At 58.4% G+C, this 17,649-nt stretch carries 17 protein-coding genes and 1 tRNA gene; 7 read left to right on the top strand and 11 right to left on the bottom strand.

From position 1 onward, the window contains the following. Positions 1 to 42: 42 nt before the first annotated feature. Positions 43 to 738, top strand: a complete 696-nt coding sequence (locus tag CLV84_RS14205) for a DUF4290 domain-containing protein (protein ID WP_104420441.1) — start codon at positions 43 to 45, stop codon at positions 736 to 738. Between the two features lie 96 nt (positions 739 to 834). On the opposite strand, the gene rpsT is transcribed toward CLV84_RS14205, so the two are convergent. The 3 genes from rpsT to CLV84_RS14190 form a co-directional block, all read right to left on the bottom strand. After that, a complete protein-coding gene (gene rpsT, locus CLV84_RS14200) occupies positions 835 to 1,089 on the bottom strand; it encodes a 30S ribosomal protein S20 (RefSeq protein WP_104420440.1) in 255 nt (84 codons plus the stop codon). Positions 1,090 to 1,171: 82 nt separating this feature from the next. After that, positions 1,172 to 3,436 (bottom strand): TonB-dependent receptor, encoded by a 2,265-nt coding sequence (locus tag CLV84_RS14195; RefSeq protein ID WP_104420439.1) that lies wholly within the window; start codon positions 3,434 to 3,436, stop codon positions 1,172 to 1,174. Between the two features lie 7 nt (positions 3,437 to 3,443). Next, positions 3,444 to 4,001, bottom strand: a complete 558-nt coding sequence (locus CLV84_RS14190; RefSeq protein ID WP_104420438.1) for a type 1 periplasmic binding fold superfamily protein — start codon at positions 3,999 to 4,001, stop codon at positions 3,444 to 3,446. 84 nt (positions 4,002 to 4,085) lie between these two features. Here CLV84_RS14190 and CLV84_RS14185 point away from each other — a divergent pair, with 84 nt between their 5' ends. Then, the gene (locus tag CLV84_RS14185) at positions 4,086 to 4,484 is read left to right on the top strand and encodes a Fur family transcriptional regulator (RefSeq protein WP_104420437.1); all 399 of its coding nucleotides are present in this window, start codon (positions 4,086 to 4,088) and stop codon (positions 4,482 to 4,484) included. Between the two features lie 55 nt (positions 4,485 to 4,539). Here CLV84_RS14185 and CLV84_RS14180 read toward each other — a convergent pair whose 3' ends face one another. Both CLV84_RS14180 and CLV84_RS14175 read right to left on the bottom strand, forming a co-directional pair. Then, entirely contained in the window at positions 4,540 to 5,547 is a 1,008-nt protein-coding gene (locus CLV84_RS14180) for a serine hydrolase (RefSeq protein ID WP_245911519.1), read from the bottom strand. 299 nt (positions 5,548 to 5,846) lie between these two features. After that, positions 5,847 to 7,433 carry a peptide chain release factor 3 gene (locus tag CLV84_RS14175; protein WP_211295257.1) on the bottom strand — a complete coding sequence of 529 codons (1,587 nt, stop codon included), beginning with the start codon at positions 7,431 to 7,433 and terminating at the stop codon, positions 5,847 to 5,849. A gap of 35 nt (positions 7,434 to 7,468) precedes the next feature. On the opposite strand from CLV84_RS14175, the gene CLV84_RS14170 reads away from it, so the two are divergent. Then, positions 7,469 to 7,544: transfer RNA gene (locus tag CLV84_RS14170), tRNA-Thr, on the top strand. A 60-nt stretch (positions 7,545 to 7,604) separates the two neighbouring features. Here CLV84_RS14170 and CLV84_RS14165 read toward each other — a convergent pair. From CLV84_RS14165 to CLV84_RS14150, 4 genes are all read right to left on the bottom strand, one after another. Further along, positions 7,605 to 7,973 carry a hypothetical protein gene (locus CLV84_RS14165; protein ID WP_104420436.1) on the bottom strand — a complete coding sequence of 123 codons (369 nt, stop codon included), beginning with the start codon at positions 7,971 to 7,973 and terminating at the stop codon, positions 7,605 to 7,607. A gap of 25 nt (positions 7,974 to 7,998) precedes the next feature. Then, complete coding sequence (locus CLV84_RS14160; protein WP_104420435.1) at positions 7,999 to 9,183, bottom strand: baeRF3 domain-containing protein; 1,185 nt, start codon at positions 9,181 to 9,183, stop codon at positions 7,999 to 8,001. A gap of 42 nt (positions 9,184 to 9,225) precedes the next feature. Next, a complete protein-coding gene (locus CLV84_RS14155; RefSeq protein WP_104420434.1) occupies positions 9,226 to 9,447 on the bottom strand; it encodes a hypothetical protein in 222 nt (73 codons plus the stop codon). An 80-nt stretch (positions 9,448 to 9,527) separates the two neighbouring features. Continuing rightward, complete coding sequence (locus tag CLV84_RS14150) at positions 9,528 to 9,692, bottom strand: DUF1328 domain-containing protein (protein WP_104420433.1); 165 nt, start codon at positions 9,690 to 9,692, stop codon at positions 9,528 to 9,530. Between the two features lie 156 nt (positions 9,693 to 9,848). Here CLV84_RS14150 and CLV84_RS14145 point away from each other — a divergent pair, with 156 nt between their 5' ends. The 3 genes from CLV84_RS14145 (at position 9,849) to CLV84_RS14135 (ending at position 13,292) form a co-directional block, all read left to right on the top strand. Beyond that, positions 9,849 to 10,442, top strand: a complete 594-nt coding sequence (locus tag CLV84_RS14145; protein ID WP_104420432.1) for a M48 family metalloprotease — start codon at positions 9,849 to 9,851, stop codon at positions 10,440 to 10,442. 78 nt (positions 10,443 to 10,520) lie between these two features. Further along, positions 10,521 to 10,769: a hypothetical protein gene (locus CLV84_RS14140; protein ID WP_104420431.1), complete on the top strand. Its 249-nt coding sequence runs from the start codon at positions 10,521 to 10,523 to the stop codon at positions 10,767 to 10,769. A gap of 96 nt (positions 10,770 to 10,865) precedes the next feature. Continuing rightward, positions 10,866 to 13,292 (top strand): S9 family peptidase, encoded by a 2,427-nt coding sequence (locus CLV84_RS14135; protein ID WP_104420430.1) that lies wholly within the window; start codon positions 10,866 to 10,868, stop codon positions 13,290 to 13,292. Here CLV84_RS14135 and CLV84_RS14130 read toward each other — a convergent pair. Beyond that, positions 13,289 to 15,118, bottom strand: a complete 1,830-nt coding sequence (locus CLV84_RS14130; protein WP_245911518.1) for a M61 family metallopeptidase — start codon at positions 15,116 to 15,118, stop codon at positions 13,289 to 13,291. The two genes, CLV84_RS14135 and CLV84_RS14130, sit on opposite strands and share 4 nt — an antisense overlap. Next, positions 15,119 to 16,906, bottom strand: coding sequence for a S8 family serine peptidase (locus CLV84_RS14125; protein WP_170067712.1), 1,788 nt, complete (start codon positions 16,904 to 16,906; stop codon positions 15,119 to 15,121). Between the two features lie 191 nt (positions 16,907 to 17,097). On the opposite strand from CLV84_RS14125, the gene CLV84_RS14120 reads away from it, so the two are divergent. Then, complete coding sequence (locus CLV84_RS14120) at positions 17,098 to 17,649, top strand: RNA polymerase sigma factor (RefSeq protein WP_104420427.1); 552 nt, start codon at positions 17,098 to 17,100, stop codon at positions 17,647 to 17,649.

The raw sequence follows: 17,649 nt of genomic DNA, 5'->3' as shown, positions 1-17,649 counted from the left end.
GCGGCCGCAACCAAACAAACACGTTAATAAAAGTATTACCCGATGGAGTGGGACATAGCCTACAACACCAGCAAAGACGAGTTGATCTACAGTGAATACGGACGAAACGTCCAGGAATTGCTGCAGAAAGCCAACGAAATCGAGAACGCCGACGATCGGCAATCCTACGTAGAGCGTGTGCTCAAACTCATGCTGCAGATGCAACCCAGTGTCAAGCAGCAGGAAAACTACGAGGAACGCCTGTGGAAGCATGCTTTCCGAATTGCCGGCGGCGAGCTGAACGTAATCATTCCGGACGGAATTAACGCCACACCGGATGCGGAAGGGAAAACTCCCGAGCCACTGCCCTACCCCGATACGAACAAGCGCATGCTGCATTACGGCAAGAACGTGCTCCGTATTATCGAGGAAGGTAAGAAAATGGAGGACGGCCCAGAGCGGGACCTGGTTACCTATACTGCCGCCTATTACATGAAAGTAGCGCTCACCGACTGGCGGGATGGTAAGTTTTATAACGAGGACATGATCCGCAAGGACCTCTACGAACTAAGCGATAAAGTGCTTGTGCTGCCTAAGGATGCCAAAATCGGTGAACCTACCGGCAACCAACCTTCGCAGGACAACGGATCCGGTCGTCGCAAGAAGAAAAAGAAAAAGAGCAGCGGCAATAGTAGCAGCAACAGCAACCGGAGCAGTAGCAGCCGGAACCGGGGTAGCCGCAACCGACGCAGGCGATAACCCGCTTACCCCCTTCTCCAACACGAAAAAGCCCCGTTACGACCAGCGTAACGGGGCTTTTTTTGCGGCGGAATCGTGAGAATCATCGCGGAAGAACTATCCGAGACCGTTGACGTGCTGGGCCAGACCCGATTTCAGGTTAGCCGCTTTATTCTGGTGCCAAAGGTTCCGCTTCGCTAGCCGGTCGATCATACTAAACAAACGGGGGAGCTGCTTTTCCGCTTCGCTCCGATCTTCCAGGTCACGCAGTTTGCGGATTGCCGTACGGGCGGACTTTTTGTAATAGCGGTTGTGCAGGCGCTTCCGCTCGTCCTGACGAATGCGCTTTTTGGCTGACTTATGGTGTGCCATGGATACTTAAATTTTATTTTCCGTTACTCCGCCGCGAGGATGGAGTTGAATCAGTCCGCAAAAGTACGACTTTTTATAAATTCTACCAACTATACGTAAGACGAATATTCAGGCTCCTGCCCGGACTATCGGCGTAGTAGCGTTGGCGGTCGAGGTAATCGCGGTAAGCTTCGTTGAGCAGGTTCTCTGCTTCTATCTCGGTGGTAAGGTTTTTACCTTTCCACTCCCATCGTTTCGATAGCCGTAGGCTAAACAGGGTATAGGCAGGAGGTGGGGGCAAAAAATCCTGGCTTGGCAACAGGTGATCCTGGCGGGCTACCCACTGCACGGTTCCCGACAGGTCGAAGCGCTCCCCCACCGGATAGCCGAGGGTAGTACGCCAGTTGAGCGGAGGAATGTAGACCAGGGGCAGCTCGTCGTCGCGGTCCGTCCCCCGTACGTAAGCGATCCGGCTATCCACGACCAGCTTTCCGATTTCCGCCAGTAGGCTGAATTTACCGCCCCAGAGCAAGGCATCGACGCTACTATAGCGGAACACGGGAAACGCGCCGCGGATCGTCAGGCGGAATTCTTCCTGGGGAACCAGATTGATGAAATTATCGACCGGCTGGTAGAAGGCGCTGCCGTTGAGGGTAAGTTGACCGTTTCGGCTTCCGTAGCGTACCCCCAGGCTGCTCTTTACCGATCGTTCGGGCCCCAGAGCGGGGTCGCCCTCCTCGATGCCGCTTACCCCCTGGTGCAACCCCTGGCTGTAGAGCTCATTGATCTGCGGGGGACGCTGGCGGTAGGTAAGTTCGGAATCGATACTCAATACCCGACTGATGCGCCAACTCGCTCCGCCGCTGGCACCTATACTGTTATAGCGGTGCTCGAAGCGCGCTATTCGGAGCGGACGTTCCCGCGTGATGGTGATGGCCTCGTAGAATTGGTGGTCGAACCGCAATCCGGCGTGGTAGCGAAACCGTTCCGGCTTGTGGTGGTAGGTAAGAAAGGCTCCCCCGCGGGTGGCGTTGTAGTCCGGGATCAGGGGAAGGATACCGGTGCCCGGCTGATTGGCATTGTCGGTTCGTTCGAATTGCACGCCCGCCTCCAGGTGGCTGACGGCACCCAATTCCCGGGAGTAGATTCCTTCCACGAGGTGATTGAACTGCAGCAATTCCAGTGCCGCCTGGTCGTCCGATCCGCGTCGAACATCGAACTCCTGGCGATTGTCAAGCTGTCCTCCGTAGCGCAGCGTGAACGACTCCCGGTCGGAGGGCGCGTAATTTGCTTCTGCCTTCAGCAGGTGATGGCTGACGCGTTGCCGTGGCGCTGCGATCACGTAGTCGAAATCCGGTTCGGTGAAGAAGGGGACGTCCCGACCGATCGCCTCGGTCAGATCGCTCAGGTTTCCGACGTGGGAACCGCGGAGCACACCGATCTCCGCATTGAACAGGCTGTAGTAGCCCCGAATGGTCCAGGCGGGAGAAAGAAACTTCGCGACCTGAACCGCCAGATTGCCCTCGCGGCGTCCGGTATTAGTCAGGTAATAATCCGGCGCGCGCAAATCTCCGGCAAACTTTACGGTGCCGCTTACGCGGTAGGCCACGGCGGCTGAATCGGTGATCCGGGCGTTGAGGGTATGCCCCCAACCGTTGCTCCGAAGTCCGTAAGCAACTTTACCGCCACCCTCCGTCCGGGAGGTCAATGGGGAGGGTTCGATCAGGACGGTAGGCCCCAAGGTGCTCCCCCCGTAACGCAGGGCGTCCACCCCTTCCACCACCCGCACGTAAGCGGCCACCCAGGGATCGATCTCCGGAGCGTGATCGTTCCCCCACTGCTGGCCGGATTGGGCGATGCCGTTATTCTGGATGCTGAGGCGATTGCCGTACAACCCATCGAAAACCGGCTTCGAGGCGGTAGCGCCCGTCCGCAGGCTGCTAACCCCGGCGATACCTTCGAGAACCGTGCTCAACTGTCGGTCCGCCTGGCGATCCAGGCGCTCTTCGTACGGTAGCCTGGCGGTACTGCTGTTGACCGTTACGGTTTCGGTATAATTATCGTGGTGGTGCAGATAGACCTGCAGGGAGGTGTCCCCCGTAAACGTGAAAGCGATTTGTCGGGGATCGCAACCGATGTGACTGAACCGAAGCGTTAAGGGCCCGGGGCAGACATCGCTAATGGAAAATCGCCCGTTTTCGTCCGCCTGTACGCCCCGCTCCGCCTCCACCAGGTAGATGGAAGCGAAAGCGAGTCGTTCGGTTTCGTGCTCGTCCGTTATCACGCCGGTCACGGTGCCGGAACAGGCTTGCGACCGTACGATGCCGGGGAGCAGCAGCAGACAGGATAGCAGCGTAATAAAGCGCAATACGGGATCAGTTAGTAATCGTTACCGGAAAGGTAACCTCAATGTCGGTTTCTCCGCCCGCACCGGTAGGGTCGGAAATAGTGGCTCCGGAGCTTTTATCGGGCTCGTGGCGAAGAATAATCCGCAGCGTACCGTCGGAAGCACTTCCCGTTTGCACCTCCGTAATGATTCCAACTGGATTGCCATCGCTATCCTGATCCCCGTAGGCAAGGGTGGCATTGAGCCCTCCACCGGGAACGAAGAAGAACTGATGCTCTTCATCTTCATCCAGGATTTCGGCGGTGATGTTTTCCGGGTTAGCGGGATCGGAAGCGTTGGTCAGTGCCAGGACGCCGGAATAGGTAGTGTTGGCCATCAGCGAGTCGCTCACGGTGATTTGCGCCTCCTGCGCTCCGTCGCCATCCGGATCCGAGAACGTCATGGTCACCATCGATCCGGAATCGGCCGGCGTAAGCACATACACCAGGTCGGTAATGATCTCTTCCTCGTTCGGAATGATGGGATCGTCGTCATTACCGCAGGCAAAAACGGTGAGGACACATAGAAATAAGAGAATACGTAGCATAGCTTATGGCTTTAGTTGGGGTGTTTGTTGCCCCAAAGATAATGGCTATCTTTACAAATGCAACTAAGTCGCAATAATTAGATCATGTCCCGTCGCAATACCGCCGCCCGTACCGCCATATTATCCGAATTCGAATCCGCCTCGACGGCATTCAGCCACGAGATGTTGGAACGCCGGCTCGGCGAATCCGTCAATCGGGCCACGATTTACCGCACCCTGAAGCGGTTGTGGGAAGACGGGGTAGTCCATCGCGTGGTAGCTACCGACGGCGTGCAATATTTTGCCCTGTGCGCCGAGTGTCGAGGAGATGATCACCACCACGAGCACCTCCATTTCCGCTGCCTTTCCTGTGAACGGGTGGAGTGCATGGAGCAGGAGGTAGTGGTTCGGCTGCCGACGGGTTACCGCTCCGTGAATTTCAATGCGACGGTATCCGGTTTCTGCCGTGAGTGTGCCAAACAGGAAGGCGGCTTGCCGGAATAGAAAAAGCCCCTTACCGGTCCGATAAGGGGCTTTTAGTGGTATCGTGGGAGGTGATCTATCCTTTAGCGAGCTTGTCCATGACTTCACCGAGCTCCCGGATGATCTGTTCGCCGGCGGGATCTTCCACCAGTGCGGTCATGATGTAGTTGCGCTCGGAGTCCTGAACGAGTGCGCAGTCGGCGTGGTATACGCTCCAGGAACCTGACTTGCGATACACCTTGGCTCGGGGGGCAACCCGATCGAGCGTATTCACGAATTTGTGGTGGAGTTCGGGATCGACGAGGTAGCTCATCATTTTCTCGCTGCTTTGTTGGCTGACCAGCCGGCCGTTGGCAAGCAGGAAGAAATACCGGCAAATTTGGTCGGTAGTAGCGGCGTGGCTGATTCCCTTCATGGGATCGGGGTAGCGTCGACCGCCAGCTGCGTAGCGCTTACCGACCCAGAGGCCGCCGCCGAAATTGGGATCGTAGAGGGCGTGACGGGGATCCCGCATGGTACGCTCGATGTGCTCGAAGCCGATCCGGTCGATCATGCGGGTGGTGGCGGCGTTGTTGGATTTGGCGATCATCAGACGCATATCGGCCTTGATCTCACTGGTCTCTTTCAGTTCCCCACGTTCGATGGCATCGTGGGCGGCGGCCAGCACCGCTATCTTGGGTAAGCTGGCGGCGTACATCATGTGCTTGCCGTTAAGCGTGGCGAAGCGGGGGTTATTTTCGTCGCGAAGATCGACCAGCCCGACGGATAGCTTTTTGTTGCGGTACAGTTTTGCCCAGGTAGGGTTGGCGAGGATGGCGGCTTTGAGCTCGGCCTCGAAGCTTTTGTTTTCAAAATCCCGCAAGCTGACGGCGGCCGGAGCGGCTTCGGTCTCGGGGATTTCAGGAATAACTTCAGCGGGAATGGTGACTTTTTCGGTTTTTCTCGTCTCCAGGTTAACCGGGACGAAGAAGGCGGATGCCGTGGAATACTCACCGTTGACGTAGCGGGAAATGTCGAATTCGGTAGTGCTCATAAAGAGAGCGGCGCCTACGGAAAGGAGGAAGAGAAATGATTTCTTTAGCATAAAAGAGACTTGCTCGTGAGACGATTGCAGATCCCGGGAAGGGGATCGTGTGAAGCTAAAGTCTTGTGTTGCTTACTGGAAAGCCGCGTTGGTATGGCTCGGCGGCGGAGCCCAAACAGCGTAACCCGCTCGGGTTACGGACAGAATACAATACGAAGGTAGATAGGGTTGGCGAGCTATCCAACTGAAATACCGCTTAAAGCCCGTTTAACAAAATCTTAACGGCCTACCATCGCCGGATAGTATCTACCAACGAAACTTTTTTTCCGGATGGGATCCAACCGGCGATTGCCTCGTCCCTAAAACTCGGAAGTTTGGTGGAAGACGATTTCCGGATGGCTCTCCCGCACCATCTGGAGGGTCCAGGCACTCTCGGCGAGGTACACCAGCTTCCCGTCCTTGTCGGTGGCAATCTGTTGCCGGCGCCGCTCCGTAAAGGCGTCCAGGGCAACGTCATCCGGGCAGGAGACCCATAGGGCTTTGTGTAGGTTGATCGGTTCGTAGAGTGCCGTTGCTCCGTACTCGTGTTCCAATCGATACTGGATGACGTCGAACTGAAGCGCGCCTACGGTGCCGATGATCTGGGCGTTGTCCACACCCCGGGTAAATAACTGGGCCACTCCCTCGTCCATCAGCTGATCGAGGCCTTTGGAAAGCTGCTTGGATTTCATCGGATCGCCGTTAAGGACGCGTCGGAATTGTTCCGGGCTAAAGCTGGGTATGCCCTTAAAGTGCAGCTCTTCCCCTTCCGTTAGCGTATCGCCAATCTTGAAATTACCGGAGTCGTACAGACCGACCACGTCGCCGGCGTAAGCGGCATCGATGATTTCCTTGCGGTCGGCCATGAAGCTCGTCGGGTTCGCAAACTTGAGTTTCCTGCCCTGACGAACGTGGAGGTAGTTGGTGTTCCGTTCGAAGGTGCCGGAGCAGATGCGGAGAAAGGCGATGCGATCCCGGTGGCGCGGATCCATATTCGCGTGGATCTTGAATACGAAACCGGCAAATTGCTCCTCATTCGGATCTACCTGCCGCTCCTCCGTAGGGCGTGGCAGCGGGGAAGGCGCGATTCGTACGAAGCAATCGAGCAGTTCCTTCACGCCGAAATTATTGACCGCCGACCCGAAGAATACCGGGCTTACCCCACCCTGTAGGTAGGTTTGCCGGTCGAATTTAGGGTAGACCCCGCGGATCATTTCGACCTCTTCCCGGAGCTCGAGGGCGGCCGGCGTTCCGATCAGTTTCTCCAGTTCGGGATCCTCCAGATCGTCGAATTCGATCGTTTCCTCCGGGCGCCCCTGTTTGTTGTCCGGCCGGAAAATGACGATGCGCTCCTCGAACAGGTTATACACCCCCTGAAATCGGTCGCCCATACCAATGGGCCAGCTCAGGGGGACGACTTTGAGCATCAGCTGCTGCTCCACCTCATCCAGCAGATCGAAGGCTTCCTTACCGGGGCGGTCCATTTTATTGATGAAGACGATGACCGGGGTTTTGCGCATACGGCATACCTCCACCAGTTTTTCCGTCTGCTCCTCAACTCCCTTGGCTACGTCGATGACGACGATCACGCTGTCTACCGCCGTGAGCGTACGGTAGGTATCTTCGGCAAAATCCTTGTGGCCGGGGGTGTCCAGGATGTTAATTTTCTTATCCGCGTAGTCGAAAGCCATCACGGAGGTAGCTACCGAAATGCCGCGTTGCCGCTCGATCTCCATAAAATCGGAGGTCGTGCTTTTCTTGATCTTATTGCTCTTGACCGCCCCGGCCTCCTGGATGGCACCACCGAATAGCAGCAGCTTTTCGGTCAGGGTGGTTTTACCGGCATCGGGGTGGGCTACGATGCCAAAGGTGCGTCGCCGGGCAATTTCTGAATTTTGCTTTGTCATAATCGCCGGCAAAGATATATCTTTGCCGCCCATTCGCCATCCTAGCTCAGTTGGTAGAGCAATTCATTCGTAATGAATAGGTCGTCGGTTCGAGTCCGATGGATGGCTCCACGAAAAAGGCCCGTCGTCCATTCGGACGGCGGGCCTTTCCGTTTCAGCAACATTCGGGCGCTACTGCTTCTTCTGATTGTTGCCCGGCGTGATGCCACCCTCCGTCTGATTGCGGGGGTTGGTAGTGGAGGTCGAGAAAGCCGCCTCGTATTCGTTGTCCGTGTATTTTGGATCGATGACTACGGAATCGCGGGTTAGACGGAGCGAGTCCGCGCGTTCGGCGTAGTTGGTCGTCAGGGTCGTGATCTCACTGTAGGGCGATTGCTCCTCGAAGCTGACCTTGCCGTCACCGTCTTGGTCACCGTCTTCGTAATCGGGTGACGTTTCCACTACCTCGGCCGGATCGATCTCCCCTTCCCGGGGTTCCCCGCCGCAAGCAGTAAGGAAGGTGCCGCCGACAAGGGCCAGGGTATAAATGATCGTTTTCATAATTATTGGGTTGAATAGGGCTGATTTATTGATTAGTACCGTTCTGCTGGTCCACCGCGTAGCGATAGATCGCACAGATACCGGTGGCCGGGTCGGGCATATCCGCCTTGTCCACGTTGTAGACCCGCGCTCCCGCGAGAAAGGCATTGACGGCTGACAGATTGAGGAGTTCGGTAGCGTTTTTGTCCTCGTCCGTCATCACCTCGATACCGTTGGTTTCCTGATGGTATGCGCCGTAGGCGTAGGTGTTCCGGTCCATCCAAAGAGCGGCTACCCGTCCGTTGATGGCGGCGGGAACCACGGTTTCCAGATCGTGGCCGGCTGCTCCTTCCACTTTGTTGTCACCGTAGAGTTTTCGGTCGCGGTTGGCCTGGCGATCGAAGTGTTTTCCGATGACGCCCCATGCCTTTTCGTGAAGCAGGCCGGGAGCGACCTCCTCGAGGTTACCGGAGACGTGCCCGTCGGTATACAGGTGCGCGTAGCTGTTAGCCTCCTTATAAATGGGGATGAGTTTTTCCGCACCGCCCAGGAGCAAGGGCGCTTTGTCGTCGCAGAGGTAGTCACTGACGCCCTCGTTTACGCGATCGAGGTACACTTTGTAATCTTCTACGTCGAAACTGGGGTCTCCGCCCCGGCCGAAATAGATCGGCTGGCTACTACCCCGACCACCTTCGGGGCCACCGGCACGCGACAGGTCGTTGTCCGGCGTCTCCTGCATCAAAGCGGCATCCATATTAACGGGCACGAGCCCCTTCGTATCCACCTCACTAATGGCGTAACGGGTGGCCGTATACAACTTCACCGCTCCCTGACTCAGCGCCAGCAGGTGAAAGCGATCCGCGTCGCCGAGCATGGGAACGATCGGCCGGAGATAGTATTCCGGTGCTACGTAGATCATCGGCTCGAAATCGATCGGGCAACTATAGTATTCCAGGCGGTTGGCGCCGATGAACACGGCCAAGCCGTCACTTTGGTTTTGCCAGAATTCGAGGTCGTCTTCCAGTTTTCTGGCTTCCGCGAGAAACCGCTCGGCTTCCCGTTCGGATAGTTCATACCGCTTCTGCAGTTTGCCAGCGGCGGTTTTCAGGGCGTTTTTGTAGCGAATTTGGTCTTCTTGCGCCCGGCCTACCCGGTAGGTAGGAATGTAAATGCTGACCGAGTAATCGTTGCGGGCGGCGGCTAATGTATTGAATTGGGTTTGGTTAATCATGGTATATAAACTTCAGAATTATGGTAGGTCGATCAGGTAGTATCAGGAGCGGGTTCTTCCGCGCAGGAATACAAAAAGTAGGAGGCCGATAAAAATGACCCCGCATACGATGACCACCCCGTATGTATTAAAAAAGCTTCCCCCCGGAGGCGCGTCAACCGTGGAAGAACTGTAGGGGCTCTCGCCTTCCGCCTGGGCAAGCAACTGCTTACCGCTCAGTAGCAGCGTGAAGGCGAAGAGGAAAATGCGGTTTAGGATGCTCATATAAAGGGTAATCTCGGGATGTGAAAGGCCGCGAACGGGTAACCCCGGACGCGGCCTGTTGTATCAATTTAATGGTGTGCTTACGCCCGCTTGAACAGGCCGGAAATCAGGCTGATAACCAACAGTACAAGGAAGATGTAGAAGAGGATTTTGGCAATGCCCGCAGCAGCGCCGGCAAATCCACCGAATCCCAGAAGCGCCGCGACAATCGCGATCACAAAGAAGATAAGGGCATAACGTAGCATGATAAAGTATTTTGGTTAAGTATGGTGCAAGCAAGCTGGCATTCAAGGGATTGCGTAGGTTTGCTTTGCTGATATAACCGCTGCGGAATATTCGATGTTCGGTTAGGCGGAATTTTCCGCCGCCCAACTTCGCTCGCGGTTTATCGTTGATCGCGTATGCCCCGACAAAATCACCGCATCGTCTACCAAAACGTACAGAGCCAGCACCTGCGCGAGTGGTTTGCCGAAACCCTGGCGGCGTACCCCGAATTGCTACCGCACCCGATCTATTTGCGCCGGTTGCCCACCAAGTATAGCACCATGCGCGCCCAACCGGTCCTGAACTTTGCCGTCCTGCGGCGCGCTACCCGCCACTATCGGGTCGATTTCAGCAGCCACCTGGAGGTGACCGCACACGTAAGGGTTCGGGAGTTACCCAAACAGGTAGTGGTGGGCTGGTTCGCCCACGAGTTGGGCCACATCGTGGACTACCTCCACCGGCCCTGGCGGGGCATGATTGCCTTCGGCTTGGGGTACGCCCTGTGGTCGCGCTACATGCGCCGGGCCGAGCGCCGGGCCGACTCCATCGCGGTAGACCACGGTTTCGGGGAGCAGGTGCTGGCCACCAAGCGCTACCTCATCAACCACGCTACCCTGCCGGCACACTACAAAAAGCGACTGCGTAAGTATTACCTCTCCGCCGACGAGCTGGAGGCACTCATCAACGCTTACGAAGCCCGCGGTGAAATGCCGGATATCGTAGAAATTTAGTCGGGCGCCGGAGCGCGGGTGCGGAGAAACCAACCTTCCGGGCCATTCCCACGGTTATAGCGACAAACTACTCCGCGTATGTCCGCCAACGATAAAGAAATGCAATACAAAAGCTGGCTGCTGAAGGCCCCGCTCGGCCTCGTGCTCACCGGCTTCGGAGCGAGCCTGATCGGCGCGGCTACGGTCCGCAAGCAATCCGGCGCCCCTACCCTCCACTGGGTAAGCTTCGGTACGCTGGCCCTTACGGTGTTTAACAGCGGACTCAGCGTACTCGCCGATGCGGCCAAGCACCGGGCCCACTACGAGCGGTTGCGGGACGCGGAATAAGGGGTGATGGGGGTTGCTCCTTGCAGGCTTACGGCAAAATTGCCGATCGCAGGTTATCTTACGGAAATCTTAACCCGATAACCAAATTGCTCCGGCATGAAAACCAGTACGCTTTGCCTTTTCCTGGCCCTCTATTGCTCCTGCGTCCACGCCCAATTGAACCTCGACTACCAACAACCGCCCGAAGAGATCCTCGAGCTCGTTGACGTCCCGCTCGCCCCCACGGTACTCATGGATCACGAGCGCGAGCACATGGTGCTGCTCTACCGCGACGCCTACAAGACCATCGCCGACCTGTCCGAAACCGAATTGCGGCTGGGCGGATTACGCATCGACCCCAAACGCAATATCGGCAGCCGCACCAACTACTACAACGATGTAAAAGTGAGATCCGTAGCGGCGGCTCCGGGAACGGAACAAGCCCTCTCCGGCCTTCCCGAAAACCCGCGGCTTTCCAATATCACCTGGTCCCCCGACCAACGGCTGATCGCCATGACCCATACCGCCGACGATGGGGTCGAACTCTGGTTGGCCGACGTAGCAACGGCGACGGCGCGCAAGCTTACCGGCCCTACGGTGAACGCCAACATGCGCGACGTAATCAACTGGGACGAGGACGGCCGGTCGCTATTGGTGAAGATGCTCCCCGATGACCGGGAACCGCTCATCGACGTAGCCAGCGCCGTACCCACCGGCCCGACCATCTCGGTGGCCGACGGGGAAAAAGCCCAGAACCGCACGTACCAGGATCTGCTCAGTAACCCAAACGACGAATTCAACTTCGAGCAGCTCGCCCGCGCGGTCGTCCATCGCGTGGATCTTGACGGAAACGCGACCGAATTCCTCCCGGCGGCGATGTACGACGGGGTCAGCTTCAGCCCCGACGGCGAATACGTCATGGTCGAAACCATCGAACGGCCTTTTTCCTACATTGTCCCCTACAGCCGCTTTCCTACCACCACGACGGTGTATACCCGCGGGGGAGATCCCGTTCAGACCGTCGCCGAACTCCCCCTGATCGAGGTACTGCCCCAGGGATTCATGTCGACCACCACCGAGCGGCGCAGCATCCAGTGGCGGGCCGACCGGCCGGCAACCCTCGTGTACGTCCGCGCCCTGGACGGCGGCGACCCGGAACGGGAAGCAGCCTACCGCGACGAGGTCTTCCAGCTCGAAGCGCCCTTTTCCGGTGAGGGAGAAAGTCTACTGAAAACGACCAACCGGTATGCGGGCATTCTGTGGGGCGACGACGACGTGGCAGTAGCCTACGACCGGTGGTTCGATACCCGCAATATGAAGGTCTACGCTTTCGACCCTTCCGAAGGCGACGCCGCGCCCCGAGTATTATTCGACCTCAACTACCAGGACAATTACAGCGATCCCGGCAACTTCGTAACCACCCGCAACGAATACGGCAGCGAGGTACTTGCCCTCGACGACGCCGTGGCCTACCTGATCGGCGACGGATATACCCCCGAAGGCCAGTTTCCCTTCCTCAACGAGATCGACCTGGAAAGCGGTGAAACCGAAAACCTGTACACTTCCGCCTACAATGACAAACTCGAGGAGCTGAGCGACTACGATCCGGAATCCGAGCGCCTGCTGGTCCGGATCGAATCCCCGATCGAGTACCCTAACTACTATTTCCGTAACCTCGACGCGGACGAGCTCCAGCAACTGACGGCCTTCAATAATCCCTTCCAAAGCCTGCAGGACGTCCATAAGGAAGTCATCACCTACCAGCGGGATGACGGGCTCGAACTTAACGGCACCCTCTACTTGCCCGTCGGGTACGATCGTCAGACTAAGGAAAAGGTCCCCCTCATCCTGTGGGCCTATCCCCGCGAATTCAAGGACAAAGCCAGCGCGGCTCAGTCCACCTCCAACCCCAACGCCTTTACGTATCCCTACTACGGTTCGCCGATCTACTGGGTCACCCGCGGTTACGCCGTGCTGGATGACGCGGCCTTCCCGATCGTCGGGGAGGGTGATGAGGAGCCGAACGATTCCTTTCGGGAACAGCTGGTTGCCAACGCCAAAGCCGCCATCGACGCCGTGGACGAAATGGGCTACATCGACCGGGATCGCGTAGCGGTCGGCGGGCACAGCTACGGCGCCTTCATGGTAGCCAACCTGCTCAGTCACAGCGATCTTTTCGCGGCCGGTATCGCCCGCAGCGGGGCCTACAACCGTACCCTGACCCCCTTTGGTTTTCAGAGCGAGCAGCGGAATTACTGGGAGGCACCCGACGTCTACAATACGATGTCGCCGTTCATGCACGCGGAAAAAATGAAGACGCCCTTGCTGCTCATCCACGGGGAGGCGGACAACAACAGCGGCACCTATCCCCTACAGAGCGAACGCTACTTCAACGCGCTTAAGGGACTGGGTGCTACCGTGCGCCTGGTTATGCTTCCCAAGGAAAGCCACGGCTACCGGGCTAAGGAAAGCATCCTGCACCTACTCTGGGAACAAGATCGGTGGCTGGAGGAGCACGTGAAGAACAAGGAGCCGATGCGCTAGCGACCGAGCCATTCCGCCCGCCTGGCTACGGCTTCCGCTTCGGCTCCCTCCCGGAGTCCGGAGCGGAAGGCCGGGCTGGCCGCCGCCTCGAACCAGCCGGTGGTTTGCCGCCCAAGTTGCTCGAAAGTAATGGTGTAGGTCTCGCCGATCTGCAATTCGCCAACCGCGGCGTCCCATTCCGCTTGGGTGGCGATTTCTTTTCCGTCCAAAGCCAGGATGGTCGTACCCGGGTTGATGCCGGCGGCAAAGAGCGGACTATGCTCGTAGACTGGCCCGCTGACAATCAGCCGGCCAGCATCTTCCCGCAGCCGCAGCCCGTAAAATCCTGCGCTATCCGGCCTGGCCTGGCGCACGTCGATGCCGTAGGGGGCCAACAATTCCCCGTAGTCGGGAAGGTCGCTGCCGTAGATATGCCGATCGAACCAGCTAGCGGCCCAGGCGGAGTCGGCGGCTACTTTCCCGACCGCTAATTGAATGTCGCGGATGTGGTAAGGGATTTCCGGTTTGCCGTAGCGTTGCCACATGAGCCGCATGACCTCGTCGAGTTGGGTTCCCCGTTGCCGCAGCTCCAGGTCCAGTGCCAGGCCTATGGTGGCCCCGTAGGTGTAGTAGCTCACGAACGTATTGGCGTAATTATCGGGATCGTTGGCGGTTGCCGCGTCGACGAAAGGAGCCAACTGGCTCATCTCGGCCGGGCCACGGAACTCCCGCCCCGGTGACTGCACGACGTAGTTCAGTTGTCCCGCCAGCCCGCTGGCGTATTCGGCGGGATCGAGGATACCGGCCCGGACGAGTGCCAGGTCGTCGTAGTAACTCGTGAACCCCTCGGCGAACCAAAGTTCGCCACTCATATTCACGTGGTCAAACTGGAAGGGCTCGAGGCTGGCCGGACGGATGCGCTCCACGTTCCAACAGTGAAAGAATTCGTGACTGACGGTACCGATGAGTCGTTGCTGGTTGCCTTCCAACCCGATGGGCGCCGAGCAGACGGTCGAATTCCGGTGCTCCATCCCATCGCCCCCGATCCAGGGATTGTAGGAGCAGAGAAACACGTAGCGCCCGTAGTCGTAGGCGGGCAGCTCGCCGAAGACTTCCTGCTGGGCGCGGACGACCCGTTCCACCCAGGCCACGTAATCGGAGAATACCTCGCGGCTATCTTCGCTCATCACCACTACCTCGATCGTGTCGACCCGCTCTCCGCTGGCCACGGTAAATTCATCCCGCATCATCGTACCGACGAGGGTGGGCGAATCGTAGAAATAGTAATAGTTCGGGGCGGCGAAGCGGCGGGAGCCCAGGTCGACCAACTGGGTCGCCACCTCCCACTCCGAACGCTGGTCAACGGGAAGGCGCAGCATCACGGGGCGGTCGTTCAGCTTCTCTCCGTAGAGAAAGGTGGCCGGCATATTGAGGTGAAGTTTCCGCTCGTCGATTCCGGAATAGGTACCGTCACCCCCGTTCGCAAACAGGGTATAGGAGAGCGTGACCTTGCCGCCGTGTCCGGTAATTGCCCAGGCATTGGGTTCGGTGCGCTCCACTGAAACGGGTTGTCCGTTGGCTCCGAGCGCCCGCAAATCGTAGACGTTCCGCGCGAAGTTGTGTTGGGCGTACCGTCCGGGACTAAACTGCGGCATGCGGACGTAGAAAACGCCCATCGGCACCGCGGGGAAGGTGACGGTTATCTCCAGCTCGTGCTGCTGCACCTTGCTAAGGTCCAGATCGTACACGATGGTGCCGGGATGTTCGGCTACCCAGCCGAGTTGGGAGTGGACGGGAAGGGCAAGGCAAAGCACTAACAGCGCGGTGAGCAAACGCATTGGTTTCATTTAGCTTAGGGTGGATAAATCTTTCACGAAGGGGCGATAGCCGGCATCCCGCAGTTCTTCGATGCGCGAGCGGGCTGCGGCGGCCGTTGCAAAAGTACCGACCACGATTTTATGCAGCCCGCCGACCTCTTCCACGACTACGGGCAATCCGAAGCGAGCCTTGAGGGCAGCGACCGTCGCCACTACGTTATTGTAATTGCCGTACGCCCCTACTTGCAGCCCAAACCCCTTTGTTTGCACCGGCTCCACATCCAGGCGGTAGGTTCCGGCAACCGGGGGCGGCGGGGGCGCAGGGGCCGGGGCCACGTTCCGAAGGCGGAGCGCTTCGGTAACGGCGCGACCGGCATTTACGCGGCCGAAACCGAACTGGGGGCTCCAGCCCCGGCTGTCGTAGCCGGCCCGGTTTCCGATCTTGTCGGCGGTTTGCTCCAGGATCCGCTTTACCTGCACGGCGGTGAGTTCGGGATTGGCGGATAGCAGCAGCGCACAGATGCCGGCCACTAGCGGGGTTGCCGCCGAAGTGCCGCCGAAATGCTTGTGGTAGGGCCCTCGGTCACGGCCGTCGACATAGTATTGCTTCTCGGCGGGAAGTTCCCGCTGCCCCGGATCCCAGCTGCAACGGGCGGCGAGTACGGGCCAGCCACCGTCGCTGGGCGCCACGACGCTCAGTCCTTCCCCGCGGTTGGAATAGGCGGGGTGGGTATCGCCGCTGGTGGACGCGCCCACGGTAATGACGCCCTCCAGCTTGCCGTAATAGTTCACCCGGGCGGCCCCTTCGTTACCCGCCGCGAAGAGGACGATGCAGCCCTTGCCGCCCCGACCCTCGGTCAGGGCTTTACGGATAGCAAGCTCGTGCCGTTTTCCCGGCCGGTAGCGATCGTCGATGGTTCCCCAACTACAGGAGATGATGTCCGCTCCCGAATTTCGGCAATGATCGAACATCCGTTCAGTCAAAAAGACGGAATACGTCAGCCCGTGAAGGGGCATGAGCCGGGCATTGGGGGCGGCTCCCACGATACCGGTACCGTTGGCCGGGGCCAGGGCCAAACTAGCACAGGGCGTACCGTGAGTGCCGTAGGCCAACCCCTCCGGTACGCCCGCCGCACCGGAAGAGACCGTAAGCGGAGCTACGCTCTTTCCCGATAGGTCTGGGTGGTCGAGTTCGAAGCCGTTGTCAATCACGGCGATAATGATGTCGGAGCCCCCCAGATTGTCCAGTTTCCGCCAGGCGGCCCGCACTCCGGCATCGGCCCCGGGTTTGGTCGGGTAGTCGGGCACCCCGGGAATGCGTCCCTGGTTGTCCATGGCCCATTGCTCCGGGAAAAGACCGTCCCGGGGTTCCGAGAAATACTGCTCGAGCGGCACGTCCAGGTCCGGCACCGCTTCCCTTACCATGGCGAGCCCTTCGAGTTCCTGGCTCATGGCGAGGGGGTTACGGCTACGGTCGGTAACCCGCAGTACGACGGTGGCTCCTTCCCGCCGCTCGACGACCTCGAGCCCCAACCGATCGAAGAGCCGGCTACTTTCTTCCTCCCCTACCCCGTCGGCCAACTCGCAGTAAATCACGCCGGTGGGCACCAGGGGCCGGTTGTCGCCCTCGGCGAAGTAAACGTGCGACCCTACCACCACCGAGGACGCGCGACGAAGCGCATTGAGTCCGCTTTCTACGTCGCCCGCCAGCCGCACCACCGAAAAACCGCCCAGATCGGACAGGATTTCCCGTTCCGCTCCCGGAGGCCGTTCACTTCCGGCGGTCTTCAGCCCTACTAGGTCCGAACTCTTACGCAATTTCAGGTTCGCGGCGCCTTGCCTTCTATCCATCGTGCCCATCGCCGTAATATAGGGTGGCGAGCAGACAAAAAAACCACCTCCCGGCAGCGATCGGCCCGAGAAAACCGTTTACCTTACGGTATTTCCGCACGGCACCTTTCACTTCCGGATACTGAAGGGTGGAATGCGGGCCTACCTGGTAATTCTTTATGGACTACTCAATCTGTCTCGAGAACGATGAAGAACGTTTCGTAGCGGCGCTTCGCCGCGGCGAACGGGAGGCACAGCGCGTCCTGTACGAAACCCATTACGGCCCGTTGATGGCGATCTGCCAGCGCTACAGCGGCACGGACGACGAGGCGATGGACCTGTTGCACGAAAGTTTTATCAAGATTTTCGGCAAGATCGGCCGCTACGAAAGCGGGACGGCCCTTCTTGCCTGGATGCGTCGGATTACGGTGAATACCGCCATCGATCACTACCGGCGGTCGGTACGCCGCCGGACGGAAGATATCGAACGGGCCTATCAGGTCAGTAGCGACAATCCGGACGTGATCAGCCAGTGCTCGGCCCGGGAAATTCTGGCCGCAGTACAGCAATTACCCCCGACCTATCGAACCATCTTTAACCTTTACGCAATTGAAGGCTACAGCCACAAAGAAATTGCCGAGCATTTAAGTATTACTGATTCCACTTCAAGATCAAACCTGGTAAAGGCGAGAAACAAGCTCCAAAAGGCGCTTACCGCCCCGGGTCGCTAG

Source organism: Neolewinella xylanilytica, assembly GCF_002934605.1.
GTDB lineage: Bacteria > Bacteroidota > Bacteroidia > Chitinophagales > Saprospiraceae > Neolewinella > Neolewinella xylanilytica.
This window is presented reverse-complemented; position numbering and strand designations above follow the sequence as displayed.

Excerpts from the sequence above, each read along its gene's own strand:
- CLV84_RS14205 (WP_104420441.1), top strand. The coding sequence starts at position 43 with ATGGAGTGGGACATAGCCTACAACACCAGCAAAGACGAGTTGATCTAC.
- rpsT (WP_104420440.1), bottom strand. The coding sequence starts at position 1,089 with ATGGCACACCATAAGTCAGCCAAAAAGCGCATTCGTCAGGACGAGCGG.
- CLV84_RS14190 (WP_104420438.1), bottom strand. The coding sequence starts at position 4,001 with ATGCTACGTATTCTCTTATTTCTATGTGTCCTCACCGTTTTTGCCTGC.
- CLV84_RS14185 (WP_104420437.1), top strand. The coding sequence starts at position 4,086 with ATGTCCCGTCGCAATACCGCCGCCCGTACCGCCATATTATCCGAATTC.
- CLV84_RS14180 (WP_245911519.1), bottom strand. The coding sequence starts at position 5,547 with ATGCTAAAGAAATCATTTCTCTTCCTCCTTTCCGTAGGCGCCGCTCTC.
- CLV84_RS14175 (WP_211295257.1), bottom strand. The coding sequence starts at position 7,433 with ATGACAAAGCAAAATTCAGAAATTGCCCGGCGACGCACCTTTGGCATC.
- CLV84_RS14165 (WP_104420436.1), bottom strand. The coding sequence starts at position 7,973 with ATGAAAACGATCATTTATACCCTGGCCCTTGTCGGCGGCACCTTCCTT.
- CLV84_RS14160 (WP_104420435.1), bottom strand. The coding sequence starts at position 9,183 with ATGATTAACCAAACCCAATTCAATACATTAGCCGCCGCCCGCAACGAT.
- CLV84_RS14155 (WP_104420434.1), bottom strand. The coding sequence starts at position 9,447 with ATGAGCATCCTAAACCGCATTTTCCTCTTCGCCTTCACGCTGCTACTG.
- CLV84_RS14150 (WP_104420433.1), bottom strand. The coding sequence starts at position 9,692 with ATGCTACGTTATGCCCTTATCTTCTTTGTGATCGCGATTGTCGCGGCG.
- CLV84_RS14145 (WP_104420432.1), top strand. The coding sequence starts at position 9,849 with ATGCCCCGACAAAATCACCGCATCGTCTACCAAAACGTACAGAGCCAG.
- CLV84_RS14140 (WP_104420431.1), top strand. The coding sequence starts at position 10,521 with ATGTCCGCCAACGATAAAGAAATGCAATACAAAAGCTGGCTGCTGAAG.
- CLV84_RS14135 (WP_104420430.1), top strand. The coding sequence starts at position 10,866 with ATGAAAACCAGTACGCTTTGCCTTTTCCTGGCCCTCTATTGCTCCTGC.
- CLV84_RS14130 (WP_245911518.1), bottom strand. The coding sequence starts at position 15,118 with ATGAAACCAATGCGTTTGCTCACCGCGCTGTTAGTGCTTTGCCTTGCC.
- CLV84_RS14120 (WP_104420427.1), top strand. The coding sequence starts at position 17,098 with ATGGACTACTCAATCTGTCTCGAGAACGATGAAGAACGTTTCGTAGCG.